At 66.0% G+C, this 16756-nt stretch carries 15 protein-coding genes; 3 read left to right on the top strand and 12 right to left on the bottom strand.

The window, feature by feature from the left end:
* Positions 1 to 50: 50 nt before the first annotated feature.
* The 4 genes from QRO95_RS03410 to QRO95_RS03395 form a co-directional block, all read right to left on the bottom strand.
* Positions 51 to 1139 carry an acetylornithine deacetylase gene (locus QRO95_RS03410; RefSeq protein WP_285301646.1) on the bottom strand — a complete coding sequence of 363 codons (1089 nt, stop codon included), beginning with the start codon at positions 1137 to 1139 and terminating at the stop codon, positions 51 to 53.
* Between the two features lie 137 nt (positions 1140 to 1276).
* Positions 1277 to 2473, bottom strand: a complete 1197-nt coding sequence (locus QRO95_RS03405; RefSeq protein WP_285301645.1) for an argininosuccinate synthase — start codon at positions 2471 to 2473, stop codon at positions 1277 to 1279.
* A 119-nt stretch (positions 2474 to 2592) separates the two neighbouring features.
* Positions 2593 to 3603, bottom strand: a complete 1011-nt coding sequence (locus QRO95_RS03400) for an N-acetylornithine carbamoyltransferase (protein WP_032129398.1) — start codon at positions 3601 to 3603, stop codon at positions 2593 to 2595.
* A gap of 318 nt (positions 3604 to 3921) precedes the next feature.
* Positions 3922 to 4491, bottom strand: a complete 570-nt coding sequence (locus tag QRO95_RS03395; protein WP_032129397.1) for a hypothetical protein — start codon at positions 4489 to 4491, stop codon at positions 3922 to 3924.
* A 188-nt stretch (positions 4492 to 4679) separates the two neighbouring features.
* Between QRO95_RS03395 and cysS the strand changes: the two genes are divergently transcribed.
* Genes cysS through QRO95_RS03380 form a run of 3 tightly spaced genes read left to right on the top strand, consistent with a single transcriptional unit; the run spans position 4680 to position 7806 of the window.
* Entirely contained in the window at positions 4680 to 6056 is a 1377-nt protein-coding gene (gene cysS, locus QRO95_RS03390; protein ID WP_285301644.1) for a cysteine--tRNA ligase, read from the top strand.
* Between the two features lie 53 nt (positions 6057 to 6109).
* The gene (locus tag QRO95_RS03385) at positions 6110 to 6562 is read left to right on the top strand and encodes a SufE family protein (RefSeq protein WP_049423936.1); all 453 of its coding nucleotides are present in this window, start codon (positions 6110 to 6112) and stop codon (positions 6560 to 6562) included.
* Positions 6559 to 7806 carry an MFS transporter gene (locus QRO95_RS03380; protein ID WP_032129395.1) on the top strand — a complete coding sequence of 416 codons (1248 nt, stop codon included), beginning with the start codon at positions 6559 to 6561 and terminating at the stop codon, positions 7804 to 7806. The genes QRO95_RS03385 and QRO95_RS03380 overlap by 4 nt, the downstream gene beginning before the upstream one ends.
* An 813-nt stretch (positions 7807 to 8619) precedes the next feature.
* Here the strand turns inward: QRO95_RS03380 and QRO95_RS03375 are convergent.
* Genes QRO95_RS03375 through trbE form a run of 8 tightly spaced genes read right to left on the bottom strand, consistent with a single transcriptional unit; the run spans position 8620 to position 16750 of the window.
* A complete protein-coding gene (locus QRO95_RS03375; protein WP_000108283.1) occupies positions 8620 to 8865 on the bottom strand; it encodes a DUF2274 domain-containing protein in 246 nt (81 codons plus the stop codon).
* A complete protein-coding gene (locus QRO95_RS03370; RefSeq protein WP_003092274.1) occupies positions 8862 to 10142 on the bottom strand; it encodes a TrbI/VirB10 family protein in 1281 nt (426 codons plus the stop codon). Before QRO95_RS03370 ends, QRO95_RS03375 begins: the two co-directional genes overlap by 4 nt.
* A gap of 2 nt (positions 10143 to 10144) precedes the next feature.
* On the bottom strand, positions 10145 to 11137 hold the full coding sequence (trbG, locus tag QRO95_RS03365; RefSeq protein ID WP_000776560.1) for a P-type conjugative transfer protein TrbG: 993 nt from the start codon (positions 11135 to 11137) through the stop codon (positions 10145 to 10147).
* Positions 11134 to 11838: a conjugal transfer protein TrbF gene (gene trbF / locus QRO95_RS03360; RefSeq protein WP_001211312.1), complete on the bottom strand. Its 705-nt coding sequence runs from the start codon at positions 11836 to 11838 to the stop codon at positions 11134 to 11136. The genes trbG and trbF overlap by 4 nt, the downstream gene beginning before the upstream one ends.
* An 18-nt stretch (positions 11839 to 11856) precedes the next feature.
* Positions 11857 to 13224, bottom strand: coding sequence for a P-type conjugative transfer protein TrbL (trbL, locus tag QRO95_RS03355; RefSeq protein ID WP_001000746.1), 1368 nt, complete (start codon positions 13222 to 13224; stop codon positions 11857 to 11859).
* Positions 13221 to 13547, bottom strand: coding sequence for a hypothetical protein (locus tag QRO95_RS03350; protein WP_014603538.1), 327 nt, complete (start codon positions 13545 to 13547; stop codon positions 13221 to 13223). Before QRO95_RS03350 ends, trbL begins: the two co-directional genes overlap by 4 nt.
* Before the next feature lie 12 nt (positions 13548 to 13559).
* Entirely contained in the window at positions 13560 to 14303 is a 744-nt protein-coding gene (gene trbJ, locus QRO95_RS03345; protein WP_003092277.1) for a P-type conjugative transfer protein TrbJ, read from the bottom strand.
* Positions 14300 to 16750, bottom strand: coding sequence for a conjugal transfer protein TrbE (gene trbE, locus QRO95_RS03340; RefSeq protein ID WP_000933135.1), 2451 nt, complete (start codon positions 16748 to 16750; stop codon positions 14300 to 14302). Before trbE ends, trbJ begins: the two co-directional genes overlap by 4 nt.
* Between the last annotated feature and the right edge of the window lie 6 nt (positions 16751 to 16756).

Raw genomic sequence — 16756 nt, 5'->3', positions numbered from 1 at the left:
GCCGCGTTGCAGTTCCACCCGGCCAGGGCCGGGCGGCGTTGTAGAGTCGATCAGGCGCCGGCGGCGATGATGCGGTGCACGGCGTCGGTGTAGCGCTGCAGCTGCTCCAGCGTCACGAACTCATCGGCGGTGTGGGCCTGGGCGATGTCGCCCGGGCCGAACACCAGCGTGGTGTATCCAGCAGCGGAGAACAGCGAGGCCTCTGTCCAGAAGTCCACCGCGTTGCCGATCGGCAGTTCCAGCGCATCGGCCACGTCGCGTGCCAGCAGGCGGCGGTTCTCTGCCTCGGCGATGTCACCGGCCGGCAGGCTGGGGCCACGGAAGGTTTCGGTGAACAGTGCCGGTTCCGGCTCGGCAAAACCGGCGAAGGTCGCCAGCAGGCCATCGATGTCCATCGACGGCAGCGGACGGAACCCGAACCGCACTTCGGCGGCCGGCGCGATCATGTTGGCCTTGATGCCACCTTCCACGCGACCGATGTTGAAGCGCAGACCGGTCAGCCCGCCGAAGCGCGCCGAGGCCAGCGATTCCACATGGTCCAATGCGCGGTTGCCCCAACGCATGGCCTGATGCAGTGCGCTGGCGGCCGCATCCTGCTTGCCCGACGCGTGCCCGGCGCGGCCGGCGAACTGCATCAGCACCGAACTGATGCCACGGTGCGCCAGCACCGCTTCGCTCATGGTCGGCTCCGCCACCAGCACCGCTTCATATGGCAGGCCACGGGCCAGGAACGCGGCGATGCAGCGCGGATCGTTGGCTTCTTCGTCGCTGGAGAACAGGAACGCGGCATCGCCATCACTGGCGTTGGCCGCGGCCACCAGTGCAGCGGCGGCGCCCTTGATGTCACACACGCCCAGGCCGACCACACGGTCGTCCAGACGCCGCATCACGTGCGGGTCGGCACTCCAGTGCGGCGAATCCGGCACGGTATCCAGATGCACGTTGAACAGGTACTTCGGCGTACCACGCACGGCGTACAGGCTGACCGCACCGGCGCCATGGTCGATCACCTCGACGTTGAAGCCGGGCAGGTTCGCGCGCAGGTAATCGAAGATGCCACCGGTGGTGATCGCACGCGGCGGGTTGCGGGTGTCGAAGGACACCAGGGCCTGCAGGTGATCGAGCGTCTGTTCAAGCATGAATCAACAATCCTGTGGAATTCCGCCGGGCATGGCCCAGCGCTACCGGAGCGCATCTGGAGGAGAGCCCCCTTCTTGTTGAAGGGGGCGCGCCAACGGCGCAGGGTTAAGGTGAAATGCGCGGGCTCGTGCTCAAGTCAACCACGGTTGACTTGAGCAAAGAGCGTCGAGCTCATGCCGAACAGCTTGATGAAGCCCTCGGCTTCCTCCACGCCCCAGTCGGCCGACTGCGCGTAGGTGGCGCCCTTAGTGTTGAGCAGGTGCGGCGACTTCACCGCCACTGCATCGACGCGGCCGCCGCGGGTTTCCAGCACCACTTCGCCGTTGACCTTGGCCTGCGAGGACTTCAGGAAGGCCTCGATGTCGGTCTTCAGCGGGTCGTGGTAGAAGCCTTCGTACACAAGCTCCACCCACTTGCGCGCCACGTCCGGCTTGAAGCGGTTCTGCTGCTTGGTCAGCACGGCATCTTCCAGCGCGCGGTGCGCGGCCAGCAGCGACACCAGGCCCGGGGCCTCGAACACGATGCGACCCTTCAGGCCGATCACGGTGTCGCCGGTGTAGACACCGCGGCCAACGCCGTACGGGGCGAACAGCTTGTTGAGCTGGGCCAGGATCTGGTCGCCCGGCAACGCCTTGCCGTTCAGTTCGACGGCTTCGCCCTCGACGAACTTCAGGGTCACGTTCAGCGCCTGCTCCGGCCACTCGCTGCGCGGTGCGCACCAGCCACGGGCGCCCTCGCCCGGCGCTTCCCAACGGTCGATCTCGCCGCCGGACATGGTCAGGCCCAGCAGATTCTCGTTGATGGTGTAGGCCTGCTGCTTGGCGCGCACGCCGAAGCCGCGCTCTTCCAGGTACTTCTGCTCGTAGGCGCGGGTCTGGGTGTGTTCCTTCTGGATCTCGCGGATCGGCGCGATGATCTGGTAGTCACCCAGGGCCTTCACCGCCAGGTCGAAGCGGACCTGGTCGTTACCCATGCCGGTGCAGCCGTGGGCGATGATGTTGGTGCCCAGTTCGGCGGCACGCTTCAGCGCGGCATCAACGATCAGGTAGCGGTCCGAGACCAGCAGCGGATACTGGCCCTGATAGCCTTCGCCTGCCCACACGAACGGCTTGACGAAGCCTTCCCAGATGGCCGGGCCACCGTTGACGGTGACATGGCTGGCCACGCCCAGTTCGGCGGCGCGCTTCTCGATGAAATCGCGCTCTTCATCATCCACGCCGCCAGTGTCGGCGAACACGGTGTGCACGTTGTAGCCGCGCTCCTGCAGGTACGGCACGCAGAAGCTGGTATCCAGGCCGCCGGAGAAGGCGAGAACGACGTCTTTGTTGCTCATGGGGATCAGGTCCACTTGGGGGATGGGAATTCGGTAGAGCCGACCGCTGGTCGGCTGAAATGTTGGATGCGCCGCTGCGGGAGCAGCCGACCAACGGTCGGCTCTACCCCTTGTTTGATTCAGCGCCCGGCAACCGCCGCCATGATCGCCTTCTGCACGTGCAGGCGGTTCTCGGCTTCGTTGATGGCGATGCACTGCGGCGAATCCATCACCGCATCGGTGGCCTTCACGTTGCGGCGCAGCGGCAGGCAGTGGCTGAACACACCGTTGTTGGTCAGCGCCATCTTCCGCTCGTCCACGATGAAGTGCTTGAACTGGTCGCGGATCGGCTTTTCCGGTTCCCAGTTGCCGAAGAACGGCAGCGCGCCCCAGCTCTTGGCGTAGACCACGTCGGCACCGGCGTAGGCGCTGTCGATGTCATGGCTGATCTTCAGCGAGCCGCCGCTCTCGGCCACGTTCTGCTCGGCCCAGCCCATGTAGCGGTCGTCGAGGATGTAGTCGGCGGTCGGGCACAGCAGGGTCACGTCCATGCCCATGCGGGTGGCGATGGTCAGCGCCGAATTGGCGACGGCGGTGTTCAGCGGCTTGGGGTGATAGGTCCAGGTCAGCACGTACTTCTTGCCGCGCAGGTCCTGGGTGCCGAAGTGCTCCTGCAGGGCCATTATGTGGGCCAGCTCCTGGCACGGGTGGGTGATGGTCTCCATGTTGATGACCGGCACCGGCGAGTACTTGGCGAAGCTGTTGAGGACGATGTCCTGGCGGTCGTAGGCCCAGTCGATGAACTTGGGGAATGCGCGCACAGCGATGATGTCGCAGTAACGGCCCAGCACCTTGGCCACTTCAGCGATGTGCTCTTCGGTATCGCCGTCCATCACCGTGCCGAGGTTGAACTCGATCGGCCACGCATCCTTGCCCGGCTGCAGCACCACCGCGTGGGCACCCAGCTGGAACGCACCCAGTTCAAAGCTGGTGCGGGTGCGCATGGACGGATTGAAGAACACCAGCGCGATCGACTTGCCCTTGAGCTGGTCGCCGAGCTTGTTGCGCTTGAACAACGCGGCCTGGGTCAGCAGCGCGTCGAGCTCGCTGCGGCTCCAGTCCTGGGTGTTCAGGAAGTGCTTGGGGGACATCATCTTTCCTTGCGTAGCGGCGCCGGGTTCGACGCGGTGGAAGGGAAAACAGGAAGCAAAGGTGGTACGAAAAGGTTGCAGTTGCAGCTTTCATGACGCGGAAACGAAAAAACCCAGCCGGCGGGCTGGGTTTTTTTCGGACGAACAGCAAAAAGCTCCGGTTACCCAGCGAGGATGTGGGGTTCCGGTCGACGCGCACGCGAGGTCATGCCCGACGCCTGTCGGGCTGCGCTGCTGTCGTGCTGGAAGTCGGTGAGCTTCATGGTCATCCATCTTTGCATGCGGCCGGGGCCGACGCAAGGGGCCGGGGTCGCAGAATCAGGGATTGCCGGCGGCGCCCTGCTCGGGGCCGACCCAGGGGGTGATCGACACCCGGATCTTGAGCCGGTTGCCGGGGTCTTCCGGCAGCCGCGAGCGGTACTTGGTGCCCTTGTAGACGTAGTCCACGTCGTAGGCGATGGGCCGGCGGAATTCACGTCCCACCGGCACGATGCGACAGTCGCGGGTCAGCATCGGACCATTGTTGGCCGGTGCCGGCGCCGGAGCCGGTGACTCGGCGGCGGTATCCTCGGAGACCTCTTCATCGCTGCGCTTGAACATCGAGCGTACCGAGTCCCAGAAGCGGCTGATCCGGCCCTTGTCCTCGACCGGCTCCTCACCAGTGACATTGACCGGCGCCAGGGTCCGGGTCGAGACCGGCTCGCAGTGTTCTTCGGTACGGGTCGCGCGCAGGGTCTGGAACACGGGTTCGACGTTCAGTACCTGCGCGTAGTCGAACTTCACGTTCTCCACGATCACCACCCGGTTGCGGGGCTCGGCCTCCTGCGCCTGGGCCACGGCGGCCAGCGCCGACAGGCAGGCCAGGGTCAGCAACGCGGTGGATTTCATTGGCGAAGGGAGCAAGGACACGGCAATAGTGTAGGCAGTGGCGAGCGCAAGGGGCTGAACATTACCCGTCCACGCTGCTCCTGCCCACCCCACCCTGGTTGGACCCGGCGTCCACCGGTGGCAGGCGGTGCCCCCAAAGGGGGCCGACACGTTCTAAAATCACAGGCTTGTCCCCCAGCCACAGCCCCATGACCCTGCGCCTGCACAACAACCTGACTCGCCAGCTCGAACCGTTCACCCCGCTCGACCCGGCCTGTCCGACCCTGTATGTGTGCGGCCCGACGGTCTACAACTACGTGCACATCGGCAACGCCCGTGGCCCGGTAGTGTTCGGGGTGCTGGCCGATCTGCTGCGACGCCGTTTCGGTGGCCTGCGCTACGCGCGCAACATCACCGACGTGGACGACAAGATCAACAACGCCGCGCGTGAGCAGGGCGTGCCGATCAGCACCATCACCGACAGGTTCGCCGCCGCCTACCGTGAAGACATGGCCGCGCTGGGCGTGGTGCCGCCGGACATCGAGCCGGAAGTGACCGCGCACATCCCGCAGATCATCACCATGATCGAGCAGCTGATCGCCAACGGGCATGCCTACGCCGCCGAAGGCCACGTGCTGTTCGCGGTGGCCAGCTTCGAAGGCTATGGCAAGCTCTCGCGCCGCGACCCGGAAGAGATGCTGGCCGGCGCCCGCGTCGACGTGGCCCCGTACAAGCGCGACCCGGGCGATTTCGTGCTGTGGAAGCCGTCCAGCGACGACCTCCCTGGCTGGGAGTCTCCCTGGGGCCGTGGCCGCCCGGGCTGGCATATCGAATGCTCGGCGATGGCCGCCGCCCACCTAGGCGAGACCATCGACATCCATGCCGGCGGCGTCGACCTGCAGTTCCCGCACCACGAGAACGAGCTTGCGCAGAGCGAATGCGCCCACGGCGGCAAGATCTTCGCCCGCTCCTGGCTGCACAACGGCATGCTCAACTTCGGCGGCGCCAAGATGAGCAAGTCGCTGGGAAACATCGAACGCGTGCACGACCTGGTCCGCCAGCACCCGCCGGAAGCGCTGCGCCTGGCCCTGCTGTCGGCCCACTACCGGCAGCCGCTGGACTGGTCCGATGGCCTCATCGAGCAATCGGTGCGCACCCTGGACCGCCTGTACGGCACGCTGCGCGAGCTGGCGTCGGTCGAGGCGGTCGTGGCGATCCCGGCCACGGTCGAGGCGACCCTGGATGACGACCTGAACACCCCGCAGGCACTGGCCGAAGTGGCCCGCATCGCTGCCGATGCACGACGGGCCACCGACCCGGCCGAACAGGCGCGCCTGAAGGGCGAACTGCTCGGTGCCGGCCTGGCCCTGGGCCTGCTGCAGGCCGATCCGGCGCAGTGGTTCGGCACCGCGGCCAGCGATGATGGCGAAGATGCCCGCATCCAGGGCCTGATCGACGAGCGTGCCGCCGCCAAGCAGGCACGCGACTTCGCCCGTTCCGACGCCATCCGCGACCAGCTGGCCGCCGAAGGCATCGTGCTGGAAGACACCCCGCAGGGCGTGCGCTGGTCGCGCAAGCGCGGCTGACCCACCCTGCCCCGTGGCCGGTCCGCCGGCCACGCTCCACTGTAGAGACTGTTGTGACCGACTCTCCGTTCCCGCTTGAACCCACCGCCGCCGAGGCCCAGACCGCCATCGCCGAGGAATTCGGCTTCTTCGGCGACTGGTCCGAGCGCTACCAGTATCTGATCGACCTCGGCCGTAAGCTGCCCGCCTTCCCGGACGAATGGAAGACCGAAGAGCACCGCCTGCTCGGCTGCCAGTCGATGGTCTGGATCGTGCCGGAAGGCAATGCGCAGTCGCTGCGCTTCCACGCCATCAGTGATTCGGCCATCGTTTCCGGCCTGATCTTCCTGGCCCTGCGCGTGTACTCCGGGCGCTCGGCGCAGGAGATCCTGGCCACCGAACCGAGCTACATCCAGGACATCGGCCTGGCCCGCCACCTCTCACCCACCCGCAGCAACGGCGTGGCGGCGATGCTGGCCTTCATCCGCGAGACCGCGCAGGCCCAGCTGCAGCGCGACCCGTCGTGAGCGAACCCGCCACGGCCGAAGACACCGCGCTGGGGCTGCTGTCCCGGCCCGGTTTCGCCAAGCTGCTGGCCTACCGCATCTTCGCGATGCTGTCCTACCAGGTGGTCGCGGTCACCGTCGGCTGGCACATCTACGAAGTCACCCGCAATCCGTTCTCGCTGGGCCTGGTTGGCCTGGCCGAGGTGCTGCCGTTCTTCTGCGTCGCGCCATTCGCTGGTTATCTGGTCGACCACCTGCCGCGCCGCCGGCTCGGCATGGTCGCCTGCTCCGGGTTGATCGCCACCGCGCTGGTGTTGACCGGCGTGGCCAAGGGCTGGCTGCCGTTCGAAGGCGTGTGGCCGATCTATGCGGCCATTGCGCTGACCGGCATGGTCCGCGCCTTCCTGTCGCCAATCTACAACGCCCTGTTCGCCCGCGTGCTGGCCCGTGACCAGTTCGCACGTGGCGCTGGCCTCGGCGCCGTGGTGTTCCAGGCCGGCATGGTGGCCGGTCCGGCATTGGGCGGCGTGCTGGTCGGCTTCGGCGGCAAGGGCCTGTCCTACGCGGTGGCCACGGGCTTCGCGCTGGTGGCGATGGCCTGCCTGGCCACGCTGAAGGTGGAAGAACCGGTGCATACCGGTCCGGCCGCCCCGATTTTCAAGAGCATCGCTGAAGGCGCGCGCTTCGTGGTCGGCAACCGGATCATGGTCGGGGCGATGGCCCTGGACATGTTCTCGGTGCTGCTGGGCGGCGTGGTGGCGATGCTGCCGGCGTTCCTGCACGAGATCCTGCACCACGGTCCGGAAGGCCTGGGCATCCTGCGCGCAATGCCGGCGCTGGGCTCGGTCTGCGTTGGCCTGTGGCTGGCGCGCCACCCGCTGCACCGCAATGCCGGCCGCGTGCTGCTGTTCGCGGTGGCCGGCTTCGGCCTGTGCGTGATCAGCTTCGGGCTGTCGCAGCACTTCTGGCTGTCCGCGCTGATCCTGCTGTTCTACGGGGCCTTCGACGGCGTGTCGGTGGTGATCCGCTCGACCATCCTGCAGCTGGCCACGCCGGAAGAAATGCGCGGCCGGGTGTCGTCGATCAACGGCATCTTCATCAGTTCGTCCAACGAGCTGGGCGCGTTCTATGCCGGCACGATGGCAAAGCTGCTCGGCCTGGTGCCGGCAGTGGTGCTGGGTGGGTTCGCGGTGCTGAGCGTGGCCGGGATCACCGCGTGGAAGAACCCGACGTTGCGGAAGCTGAATCTTCGCGACCTGCAATAGAGCGGATTTCCGCGCGCCCACGCGCCGGTAGCGCCGGGCCATGCCCGGCGGGCTCTTTCCGTGACTGCGGTGGGGTGTCACTTTTCTTTTCGCGCGAAAAGAAAAGTAACCAAAAGAAACGCGCCGCCATCCGCGAGCCGGCGCTGCGCGCCGGTGCCCTGTGCTCCTCGGTGAATCAGGGGACGGCGCCGAACTCGCTGCGCTCAAACAGCGGCGCCTCTTCGCCCCTGATTCCCCTGCGGTGCTCGGCTCGCTACAAGGCGGACCCAACAGCCGCGAGCGCACGCATGACCGCCCTTGGTAGAGCCAAGCCATGCTTGGCTGCTTTTGCTTTTGCTTTTGCTTTTGCTTTTGCTTTTGCTTTTGCTTTTGCTTTTGCTCTTCCTTGCCCTCCGGCTTCGGCCTGAGCCGAGCATGGGCTCGGCTTTACAGCAACCGCGCACGCAGGAAACCGTCGAGAGCCTGCAGGTGGGTCCGATACCCGGAAGGCGCCGTTCTACCCAGCCAACCACACCCAACAAAAAAGTGCCGGTGTCAATTCTTTCGCGCAAATCAAGAAGGACTTGAAACCGTATATGGGACAGTAGGTTAGCTCCTTTCGGGGCCGCTTAGAAGAAGAGCGGCGTTGTCGGCTAGGAGCGACATAGGAGCGTTGGGAGAGAAAGCCGCATCGCACTGTGTAGTGCTGGATTGCCGAGGAACGGCGGGCCTGTCGCATCATCATAGCCCAACAGGCTCGGCGGCATCCAGAATGAAGAACGCGCAGCCTGGGCTGCGCGTTCGATGGATGCCGTTGAATAGCATGCGGTGCAATCATGGCGGCTTCGGTGGTGTGCTGCGGGTCGCCGTGCCCTTCCTGAATCCTCGATCCCCCGCCATGAACGCTTCCAGCATATGCGGGATCAGCGTCGCCGCATCAACGGCCTCGCCATACGCCTGCGCGTGTAGCGCGGCGTAGCGGTCGAGGTCGACTTTCAAGCTGGTCGGGCAAACGAAAGTCAGCTTGGTGCTCTCGGTCTTCGGCAGCGGGCCGAGCCGCAGCTTCTTGGTCGTGCTCATCGTGAAGTCCCCCGGTTGAAGAACAGCGGCTGGTACGGCCGCAGCACCAGATCCCGGTTGACGATGATGCGAACCGGCAGGCCCGGCCGTTGCGTTAAGGTCGGCTGGATGTTGAGGTTGCGCCGGGTCATCTCCTGGCCGACCTGATTGATGCTGTCCTGCGCGCTGTCGCGCCCAGCGATGATGACGCGATCACCATCCTGCCGGTTCTCCGGCGCGGCCAGCTCGGCACCGACGCCCAGCAGCGTGGTGAGTGCCGCACCGGCAAAGATGCGGCCCCAGTGGTAGTCCACATCGTCCTCCAGCCCGGCATAGCCGGCTGGGTCGGTGCCGGCCAGGTTGTCGAGCGTGAGCGAAGACGTGTCCGGCAGGATGATCCGGTTCCAGACGACTTGAACGCGGCTCTGCCCGTAGCTGACCTGGCTGTTGTATTTGCCCAGGATGCGCGAACCCTGCGGAATCAGCAGGAAGCGCCCGGTGGCTGTGTCATAGACCGGCTCCGTCACCGTGGCGATCACGTCGCCGGGCAAGTCCGACTTGATGCCCGTCACCAAGGCACCTGCGACCACTGTTCCGGCCATAACCTGATACGGCGAAATTGGCAGAGTCAGATTGCCGGAATTACGGGTTTCAGTGGGGCCAGCTTTCATGAAAGCCTCTTTCTGGTCTTGCCGGTTTTGCACCGCTGTCGGGTCAGCAGGTTGGGCCGCCGTGGAGGCCGGCCCGGCCGCCAGCGGGTCAAACGCCGCATTGGCGGCGAAGCCCGGCGCAGCGGCCACCTGTGTCTGCGCTACCGGCGCCGCATTCTGCCCACCCGAGCGGAAGAACACGGACGAGGCCGCGGCCGCCTCGGCTTCTTTTCGCAGGGCATCGTTCGGGTCGTGACCGGGGGCCGCGTAGGCAGCCGTCGCCGGTTGCTGCGACTTCACGATAGCCGGGCCAAGATCGCCCGGCAGCGGTGGCCCTAGTTCGGGAACGGCAGGCAGCAACGCCGGCGGCAGCTTGGAATAGTCCGTCGGCAGCGCATCCAGTCCTTCCGACTTTGACACGCGATCGACGTTGTAAAGCTCGGTCTGCTCGCCTGTGCTGCGTCGATGAGGTTGCAGCGACCACATCAGCGCGCCGAGCACGGCGACCGCTAGGACGCCGGCAAGGATGGCCAGCGAGCGCCGGTTCAGGCGTGTGACTGGACGCGGCTGGGCGCGCAGCGCCACTGCCTCCGGCGCCACCTTGTCCGCCTGCGGCGCGGCAAGGTCGGGAGTGTCATCCTGGCTCATGGTCAGTTCCTCCGTGCAACACCATCGGTGCGCTCGATCCGCACCACGTCGCCGCCATCGCCGCCCAGCCGCAGTTCGGCCGCGCCGAACAGGCGATCCACGACGTAGTACGGCGAGCGAAAACGGTAGTTCACCAGTTGCCCGTCGCCCTGCGCGCCGATGACAAACAGCGGCGGCAGCTCGCCCTGGGCGATGCCCGGCGGGAACTGGATATAGACCTTCTCTCCATCATCGAAGGCGCGCAGAGGCTTCCACGGCGGGTTGCTGCCCGATACCGCGTAGCGGAAGCGGATCTTGTCCAGCGACAGGCCCGTATCGACAGGCGTTGTTGCCTGCGCTGCCTGCGCCTGGCGCTGCAACGCGAGCATTCGGTCTTTCGGATAGTCCCAGGACACCGACGCCATCCATGCCCTCTCGGTCGAGGTCAGCTCCAGCAGGTAGGTGCGCCGACTGGTGGTGATGACGAGATTGGTTTTCAGACCGGAGCGGATAGGCTTGACCAGCACATTGACGCGCAGATCGGCCCCGCCGCCGCTGGACGTGTCGCCCACGATCCAGCGCACGGTATCGCCGGCGGCGACCGTTACCAGTTCCTCGCCCGGTTGAAGCGAAACCACCGTCACGCGCCCCGGCGACGCATAGACCTGATAAAGCGCGCCATCGGTGAACGGCCACACCTGAATCGCGTTGACGTAGCCCTCACGGGTAGGCGCGATACGCGCTTCTGCATTGGCACGGGAAACGCGCACCTTTTCGTCGGCCGGCTCCGGCGCAACGGGGGCCTCATCGAGTTCCGGCAGGGGCTTCAACTGCGCCGGCAGCGCCAGCGGTTCAGGGACGGCGACGACTTCGACGGGCTTGGGCGGTTCGGGCAACGGCTGGGCCAGCACCGTCTCGTCGAGCGAGATGGATGGCGGCGGCTTCCCCTGCGAGGCGCAGCCCGCGAGGGCCAGCAGCGTCAAAGGAACAACGTAAAGGCGGAAACGAAGTTTCATGGTTTGGCTCCTTCGGAAGAATCCAGTTCGCGGCTCCATGACAGGCCGTTGACGTAGATACCCAATGGGTTCTTGAGCAGGCGCTGTTCAGTACGCGGGGTTTGCAGGACGGTCGAAAGCACGGCGTTCCAGCGTTCGGTGCCGGCGGGCGCACCGTTGACATAGCGCTGCTCTGTCCAGCGCACGTTGAAAGACGTGTCGCTCGCGCGAACCACGCTGGTGATTTGCACCGTTACCGATTCCTTGCCGATGCGGGCGAATGGGTCATTGGTGCGGGCGTAGTCGTTGAGCACCGCCGCGCCCTTGTCGGTGGTGTAGTCGTAGGCATCGAGCCAGTTCTGCCGCACCACGATGGGGTCGATGGACAGCGAGCGAACCAGCGTCACGAAGCGCGCCAGGTGGTGCGCGATCTGCGCGTCGCCGGGCCGGTACGGCGTGGCGGCCTCTCCCACGGCGCGCACCTGCCCGGCTTGATCGACCTCGATGACATAGGGCGTCACGATGGACTGCGCCGAGCGCCACACCAGGCCGCCGGCCATCAACAGCGCGAGCACTAGGCAGCCGAAGGCCATCAGGCGCCAATTCTTCGCCTGCACGCGGGCGGAGCCGATACGGTCGTCCCACACCTGGGCGGCGGCTTGATACGGGGTGGCAGGCTGCGGCGTATCGGCGTAGCGCACCTGCGGTCGTTTGAATCGCATGGGTGTTCTCCTTGAAGGTTAGGTATCGGAATCCCGCAGGCTCGGGCCTTGCCCGGAGCCGCCGCCGTCGCCGCCGCGCAGCGTGTGGGCGGCAGTGGTCGCGGCATGGGTAGCCTGCTGGCGGCGGTGCATCCGCTTGGCCCAGGCCGGTTGCTCTTGCTTCTGCGAGCCTGCGGTGCCGTCTGCGGTCTGGCCGGGGCCAGCACCGTCGCTGCCGGCTTCTGTGCCGTTCCAGCCAGCGCGGAAGGAGTCGGCCACCTTCTGCCCAACAGCGGAAGCACCAGAGGTGACGCTGCGGCCTGCGGCTTGTGCGCCAGTCTTGGCGACATTGCCGAGGCCAGCCGCCGCGCCCTTGGCACCGCCGCCGGCCGCAGCGGAACCGGCCTGGAACGCCGATCGGGCACTGCCGGCCGCCGAAGTCGCGGCACGCGCACCGGCACCGGCCAGCTTTGCGGCCGCCGGGGCCATTCGTGCCCCGGCCATGACGGCGCCGCCCACGCCCGTTACGGCGGCGCCGATGGCAACGCCGGTGCCGACAGCCCCGACCGCAGCACCAGCCATCGCGCCCGCACCAAGCTGTGGCGCACCGGACACCAGGCCGGTGGCGATACCGGGGCCGAAAATGCCCAGCGCCAGCAGCGCGAGCGAGGCCAGCATCACGACCAGCGCGTGGTCGATGGATGGTTCGTCGGGATGCACCTGGAACTCGGCGAACAGGCCTGAACCGATGCCGACGATGACGGCCAGCACCAAGACCTTGATGCCTGACGACACCACGTTGCCTAGCACCTTTTCCGCGAGGAACGAGGTCTTGTTCCAGAGTGCAAACGGGATCAAGACGAAGCCGGCGAGCGTAGTCAGTTTGAACTCGATCAGCGTGATGAAAAGCTGTACGGCCAGCACGAAGAAGCAGAGGATCACCACCAGCCAGGCGATGAACAGAACCACGATAGGGTCGATGTTCACGAACACCTCGGGGAACCCAGCCATGTCCCCGATCTGTTCCAGAATCGGCGCGGCTGCGTCGATGCCGGTCTTCGCCAGCCGGCCCGGCTGAAGGAAGTTCTCCATCGTGATGGCCGAGCCGGTAGCGGTAATTCCCAAGCCGGCGAACGAGCGGAACACGATGCTCGCCAGCCAGTTGAAGTTGCCGATGATGTAGGCGAACGCGCCGACACAGAGCACCTTGCGCAGCAGCTTGGCGATCACGTCGTCGCCCTGGCCGGTGGCGTGGCTCATGGCCCAATACAGGCCAGCGATCGTCATGTCGATGACGATGAGCGTGGCGGTGAGAAATGCCACTTCGCCCTGCAATAAGCCGAAGCCCGAGTCGATGTAGCGCGAGAACGTATCGAGGAAACGGTCGATGATGGTCACGTCGTTCATGGCGAATCCTCGGGCGGAGTGAGCGGAACGGCGCCCTCTGGCAATTCATCTGCGGGCGTATCGAAGCTCGGCGGAATCGGCGGGAGTTCAGCCAGCGAGTTGTATTCATCCGGCCCGGTATGGCCGGCGAAGAAGCGCCGCCGGAAGGCTTCAGCGGCGGCGCGGCAGGCATCCTCGCCCACGGCCTGCCGGTCGGCCGCGCATTGCCCGCGCAACGCCTTGAGCCGCACCGGATCTGCGGCCAGGGCGTCGGCCAGGTTCTCGGCCGGCTGCTGGCCGCACGCGGTCAGCAGCACGGCCATCAGGACGGAAGCGCATCGCATGGCCGCCTCCGGTCAGTTGTTATAGAAGTTGACGGACTGCGGCGTGTACGGCGTGCCGGTGCCCAGAAAGCGCCGCCGCACTTCGCGGGCGCGCTCCATAGCCGCCGCTTGCCGCGCCAGTTCCAGTGAAGCGGCCCGGTCTTGCGTGATCTGGAGCTGCTGCGCCTGGATCGACTGCTTGGCCTGCAAAGCCAGGAGCTGGTTCGTCGCCTGCATCGCTTGCAGCGCGCCGGTGGCCGACTGGCTCTGGCTCACGAGATCGGCCAGCGCGCTTTCGTCTTGGGCGAGGTTCTGCGACACCTGCGCCTGCATCCGCATCGCGGTGTGCAAGCCGTTCAAGGTGTTCTGCCAGCGTTCGCGGGCGTCCTGTGCCATGCGGTCGCCGCTGATGGTGGCGGCGTACTGTTCCGGGTACAGGCGGGCGAACGTGGCATCCATGCTCTGCACGTCGTAGGCCAAGCCGCGCGCCTCGGCGATCAGGCGCTCGGTGGTGGCGAGCGTCGAGCGCAGGCGGTTGACGATGTTGAAGTCGAGATTTGCCAGGTTCCTGGCCTGGTTCATCAACATCTGCGCCTCGTTCTGAAGCTGGTTGATCTGGTTGTTGATCTGTTCCAGCGTGCGCACGGCGGTCAGCGTGTTCTGCACGAAGTTGGACGGGTCGAACACCGTCAGCGCGGATGCGGGCTGCACGGCCAGCAGCGATACCGACAGCACGGCAGCGAGTGAGACAGAGAGCAAACGGGGCTTGGTCTTCATGGTGAAACCTCCAGCGGTTGAGAAGCGAGAAAGGAAGCTGCCGCCGGAGCGGACGGCAGCAGGTCGGCGGCCCAGCCGAGGCCGCGATGGCGCAGCCACGCGCCGGCGAAGCCGGGAGCGCCGGCCTGCGTCAGCACGCGGTCAATATCGCGTTGGTCTTGAGGGGTGGATGCGCCCGCGAATGCGAGCGCGACAGGCCCCAGGTCGAGGTCGAACAGGCGATTGCCGAGGCGCGACTGGTAGTAGTAATCGCGCTTGGGCTGTGCGGTCGCCACGATCTCAATCTGGCGGCTGTTCAAGCCGAAGCCTTCGTAGATCGTGCGAATCTGCGGCTCGGTGGCCTGCGGGTTAGGTAAGAAGATCCTGCTCGCGCAGCTTTCGATGATGGCTGGCGCGATGGTCGAGTCCTTGATGTCGGCCAGCGACTGCGTGGCAAAGATGACGCTGACGTTCTTTTTTCTGAGCGTCTTGAGCCATTGCCGGATGCGGGCCGCGAAGGACGGCTCATCGAGGAACAGCCACGCTTCATCGAGGATCAGCAGCGTGGGCGCGCCGTCAAAACGTTCGTCGAAGCGGGCGAACAGGTAGCGCAGCACTGCTTGCACGGCGGCGGGGCTGTGCATCAGTTCTTCCATCTCAAAGCCCTGCACGTCGGCCATGCCCAGCCGGTCGTGGTCAGCGTCCAGCAGCTTGCCGTGGGCGCCGCCCAACACATAGGGCGCGAGCGCTTGGCGCAGCGCGTTGGACTGCAATAACACCGACAAGCCGGTCATGGTGCGCTGCTCCACTGGCGCACCGGCAAGGCTTCGCAGCGCCGACCAAATGGCAGCCTTCTCGTCCGGGCCGACCGTCACGCCTTCGTGCAGCAGCCGGCCCTCCACCCATTCGGCGGCCCAGGTGCGGTAGCCCTCGTGGGCTATTCGCGCGAGTGGCTGGAAGGCGATGCCGCCATCGGCACCGAGGTCGTAGTGCTCACCGCCAAGGCCGAGGATGGTGGCGCGCATCGAGCGCCCCATGTCGAAGGCGAAGATCCGCGAGCCGAAGTAGCGCCGGAACTGCATGGCCAATATGGCGAGCAGCACCGACTTGCCCATGCCGGTCGGCCCGGCGACAAGGGTGTGCCCCACGTCGCCGATGTGCGTCACCAGCCGGAACGGCGTCGCGCCATCGGTGCGGGTGACGATCAGCGGCGGGCCATCGAGGTGTTCGTTCTTCTCCGGCCCAGCCCATACCGCTGACATCGGCATCATGTGCGCCAGGTTCAGCGTCGAAACGATGGGCTGACGCACGTTCGCGTATGCGTTGCCGGGGACGGACGACAGCCAGGCATCGACTGCGTTGAGGGTTTCGGGGATGGTCACGAAACCCCGGCCCTGGATGACGCGCTCCACCATGCGCAGCTTCTCGTCGGCCACGGCCGGGTCGGCGTCGAGCACCGTCACCGTGGCGGTGAGGTAGCCGAAGGCGACTTGATCGCTGCCCAGCTCCTGCAAGGCGGCATCGGCGTCGGCGGCCTTGTTGCTGGCATCGGTATCGACCAGCGGGCTTTCCTGCTGAAAGATCGTTTCGCGCAGCAGCGCGATGACGTTCTTGCGCTTGGCGAACCATTGGCGCCGCAAGCGCCCCAATTCCCGTTCCGCCTCGGCTTTGTCCAGGCACAGGAAGCGCGTACTCCAGCGATACGCAAAGCCCAGGCGGTTGAGGTCGTCCAAGATCCCCGGCCAGGTCGAGGTCGGGAAGCCTCGTACCGACACCACGCGCAGGTGCTGATCGCCCAGCATGGGCGCCAGGCCGCCGACCAGCGCGGCATCGGCCAGCAGTGCGTCGATATGGAACGGCACGTCGGGCACGCCGACGCGATAGCGCCGCGTGGAGACTGTGGCATGCAGGTAGGTCAGCGTCTGGCTATCGTCCAGCCAGGCAATCTCCGGCATCACACCATCGAGCAGGTCGAACACGCGATCGGTCTCTGCCACGAAGGAATCAAGCCGACCACGCCAGTCCACACCCTCAGTGGGCCGGTTCTCGTACAGCATCCCAGCCGCACGGGCGCGAGACTCTTGCGGCGGTAGGTGTTGCAACGTGAAGTGATAGACGCTCTCGAAATGGCCATCCGACTCCTCGAACGCCGCGCGTCGCTCCTCATCCACCAGCCAGGACAGTGGTTCGGGAAAGGAGGATTGCGGATAGCTCGATGCCCGCATCCGCTCGGCCTCGATATAGAAGGCCCAGCCAGACCCGGTACGGCGAAGCGCGTTGTTCTGCCGCGCCGACGTGGCAATCAGCTCGCCCTGTGTCGCACTGTCCAAGTCGGGGCCGCGAAACTGGAACGTGCGTTGAAACGAACCATCTTTGTTCAGCACAACGCCCGGCGCGACCAGCCCGGCCCAGGGCAGCCAGTCGGCAAGCAAGGCCGGGCGCTGACGATATTCGGCAAGGTTCAGCATGGCGTC

It is taken from the genome of Stenotrophomonas maltophilia group sp. Smal13 (assembly GCF_030236855.1).
GTDB classification, from domain to species: Bacteria; Pseudomonadota; Gammaproteobacteria; order Xanthomonadales; family Xanthomonadaceae; genus Stenotrophomonas; species Stenotrophomonas maltophilia_A.
Note: the sequence above shows the minus strand (reverse complement) of the source record. Positions and strands in the feature narration are given on the sequence as shown.

Coding starts and splice junctions, on each gene's coding strand:
- QRO95_RS03410 (WP_285301646.1), bottom strand. CDS start 1,139: ATGCTTGAACAGACGCTCGATCACCTGCAGGCCCTGGTGTCCTTCGAC.
- QRO95_RS03405 (WP_285301645.1), bottom strand. CDS start 2,473: ATGAGCAACAAAGACGTCGTTCTCGCCTTCTCCGGCGGCCTGGATACC.
- QRO95_RS03400 (WP_032129398.1), bottom strand. CDS start 3,603: ATGTCCCCCAAGCACTTCCTGAACACCCAGGACTGGAGCCGCAGCGAG.
- QRO95_RS03395 (WP_032129397.1), bottom strand. CDS start 4,491: ATGAAATCCACCGCGTTGCTGACCCTGGCCTGCCTGTCGGCGCTGGCC.
- cysS (WP_285301644.1), top strand. CDS start 4,680: ATGACCCTGCGCCTGCACAACAACCTGACTCGCCAGCTCGAACCGTTC.
- QRO95_RS03375 (WP_000108283.1), bottom strand. CDS start 8,865: ATGAGCACGACCAAGAAGCTGCGGCTCGGCCCGCTGCCGAAGACCGAG.
- QRO95_RS03370 (WP_003092274.1), bottom strand. CDS start 10,142: ATGAGCCAGGATGACACTCCCGACCTTGCCGCGCCGCAGGCGGACAAG.
- trbG (WP_000776560.1), bottom strand. CDS start 11,137: ATGAAACTTCGTTTCCGCCTTTACGTTGTTCCTTTGACGCTGCTGGCC.
- trbF (WP_001211312.1), bottom strand. CDS start 11,838: ATGCGATTCAAACGACCGCAGGTGCGCTACGCCGATACGCCGCAGCCT.
- trbL (WP_001000746.1), bottom strand. CDS start 13,224: ATGAACGACGTGACCATCATCGACCGTTTCCTCGATACGTTCTCGCGC.
- QRO95_RS03350 (WP_014603538.1), bottom strand. CDS start 13,547: ATGCGATGCGCTTCCGTCCTGATGGCCGTGCTGCTGACCGCGTGCGGC.
- trbJ (WP_003092277.1), bottom strand. CDS start 14,303: ATGAAGACCAAGCCCCGTTTGCTCTCTGTCTCACTCGCTGCCGTGCTG.
- trbE (WP_000933135.1), bottom strand. CDS start 16,750: ATGCTGAACCTTGCCGAATATCGTCAGCGCCCGGCCTTGCTTGCCGAC.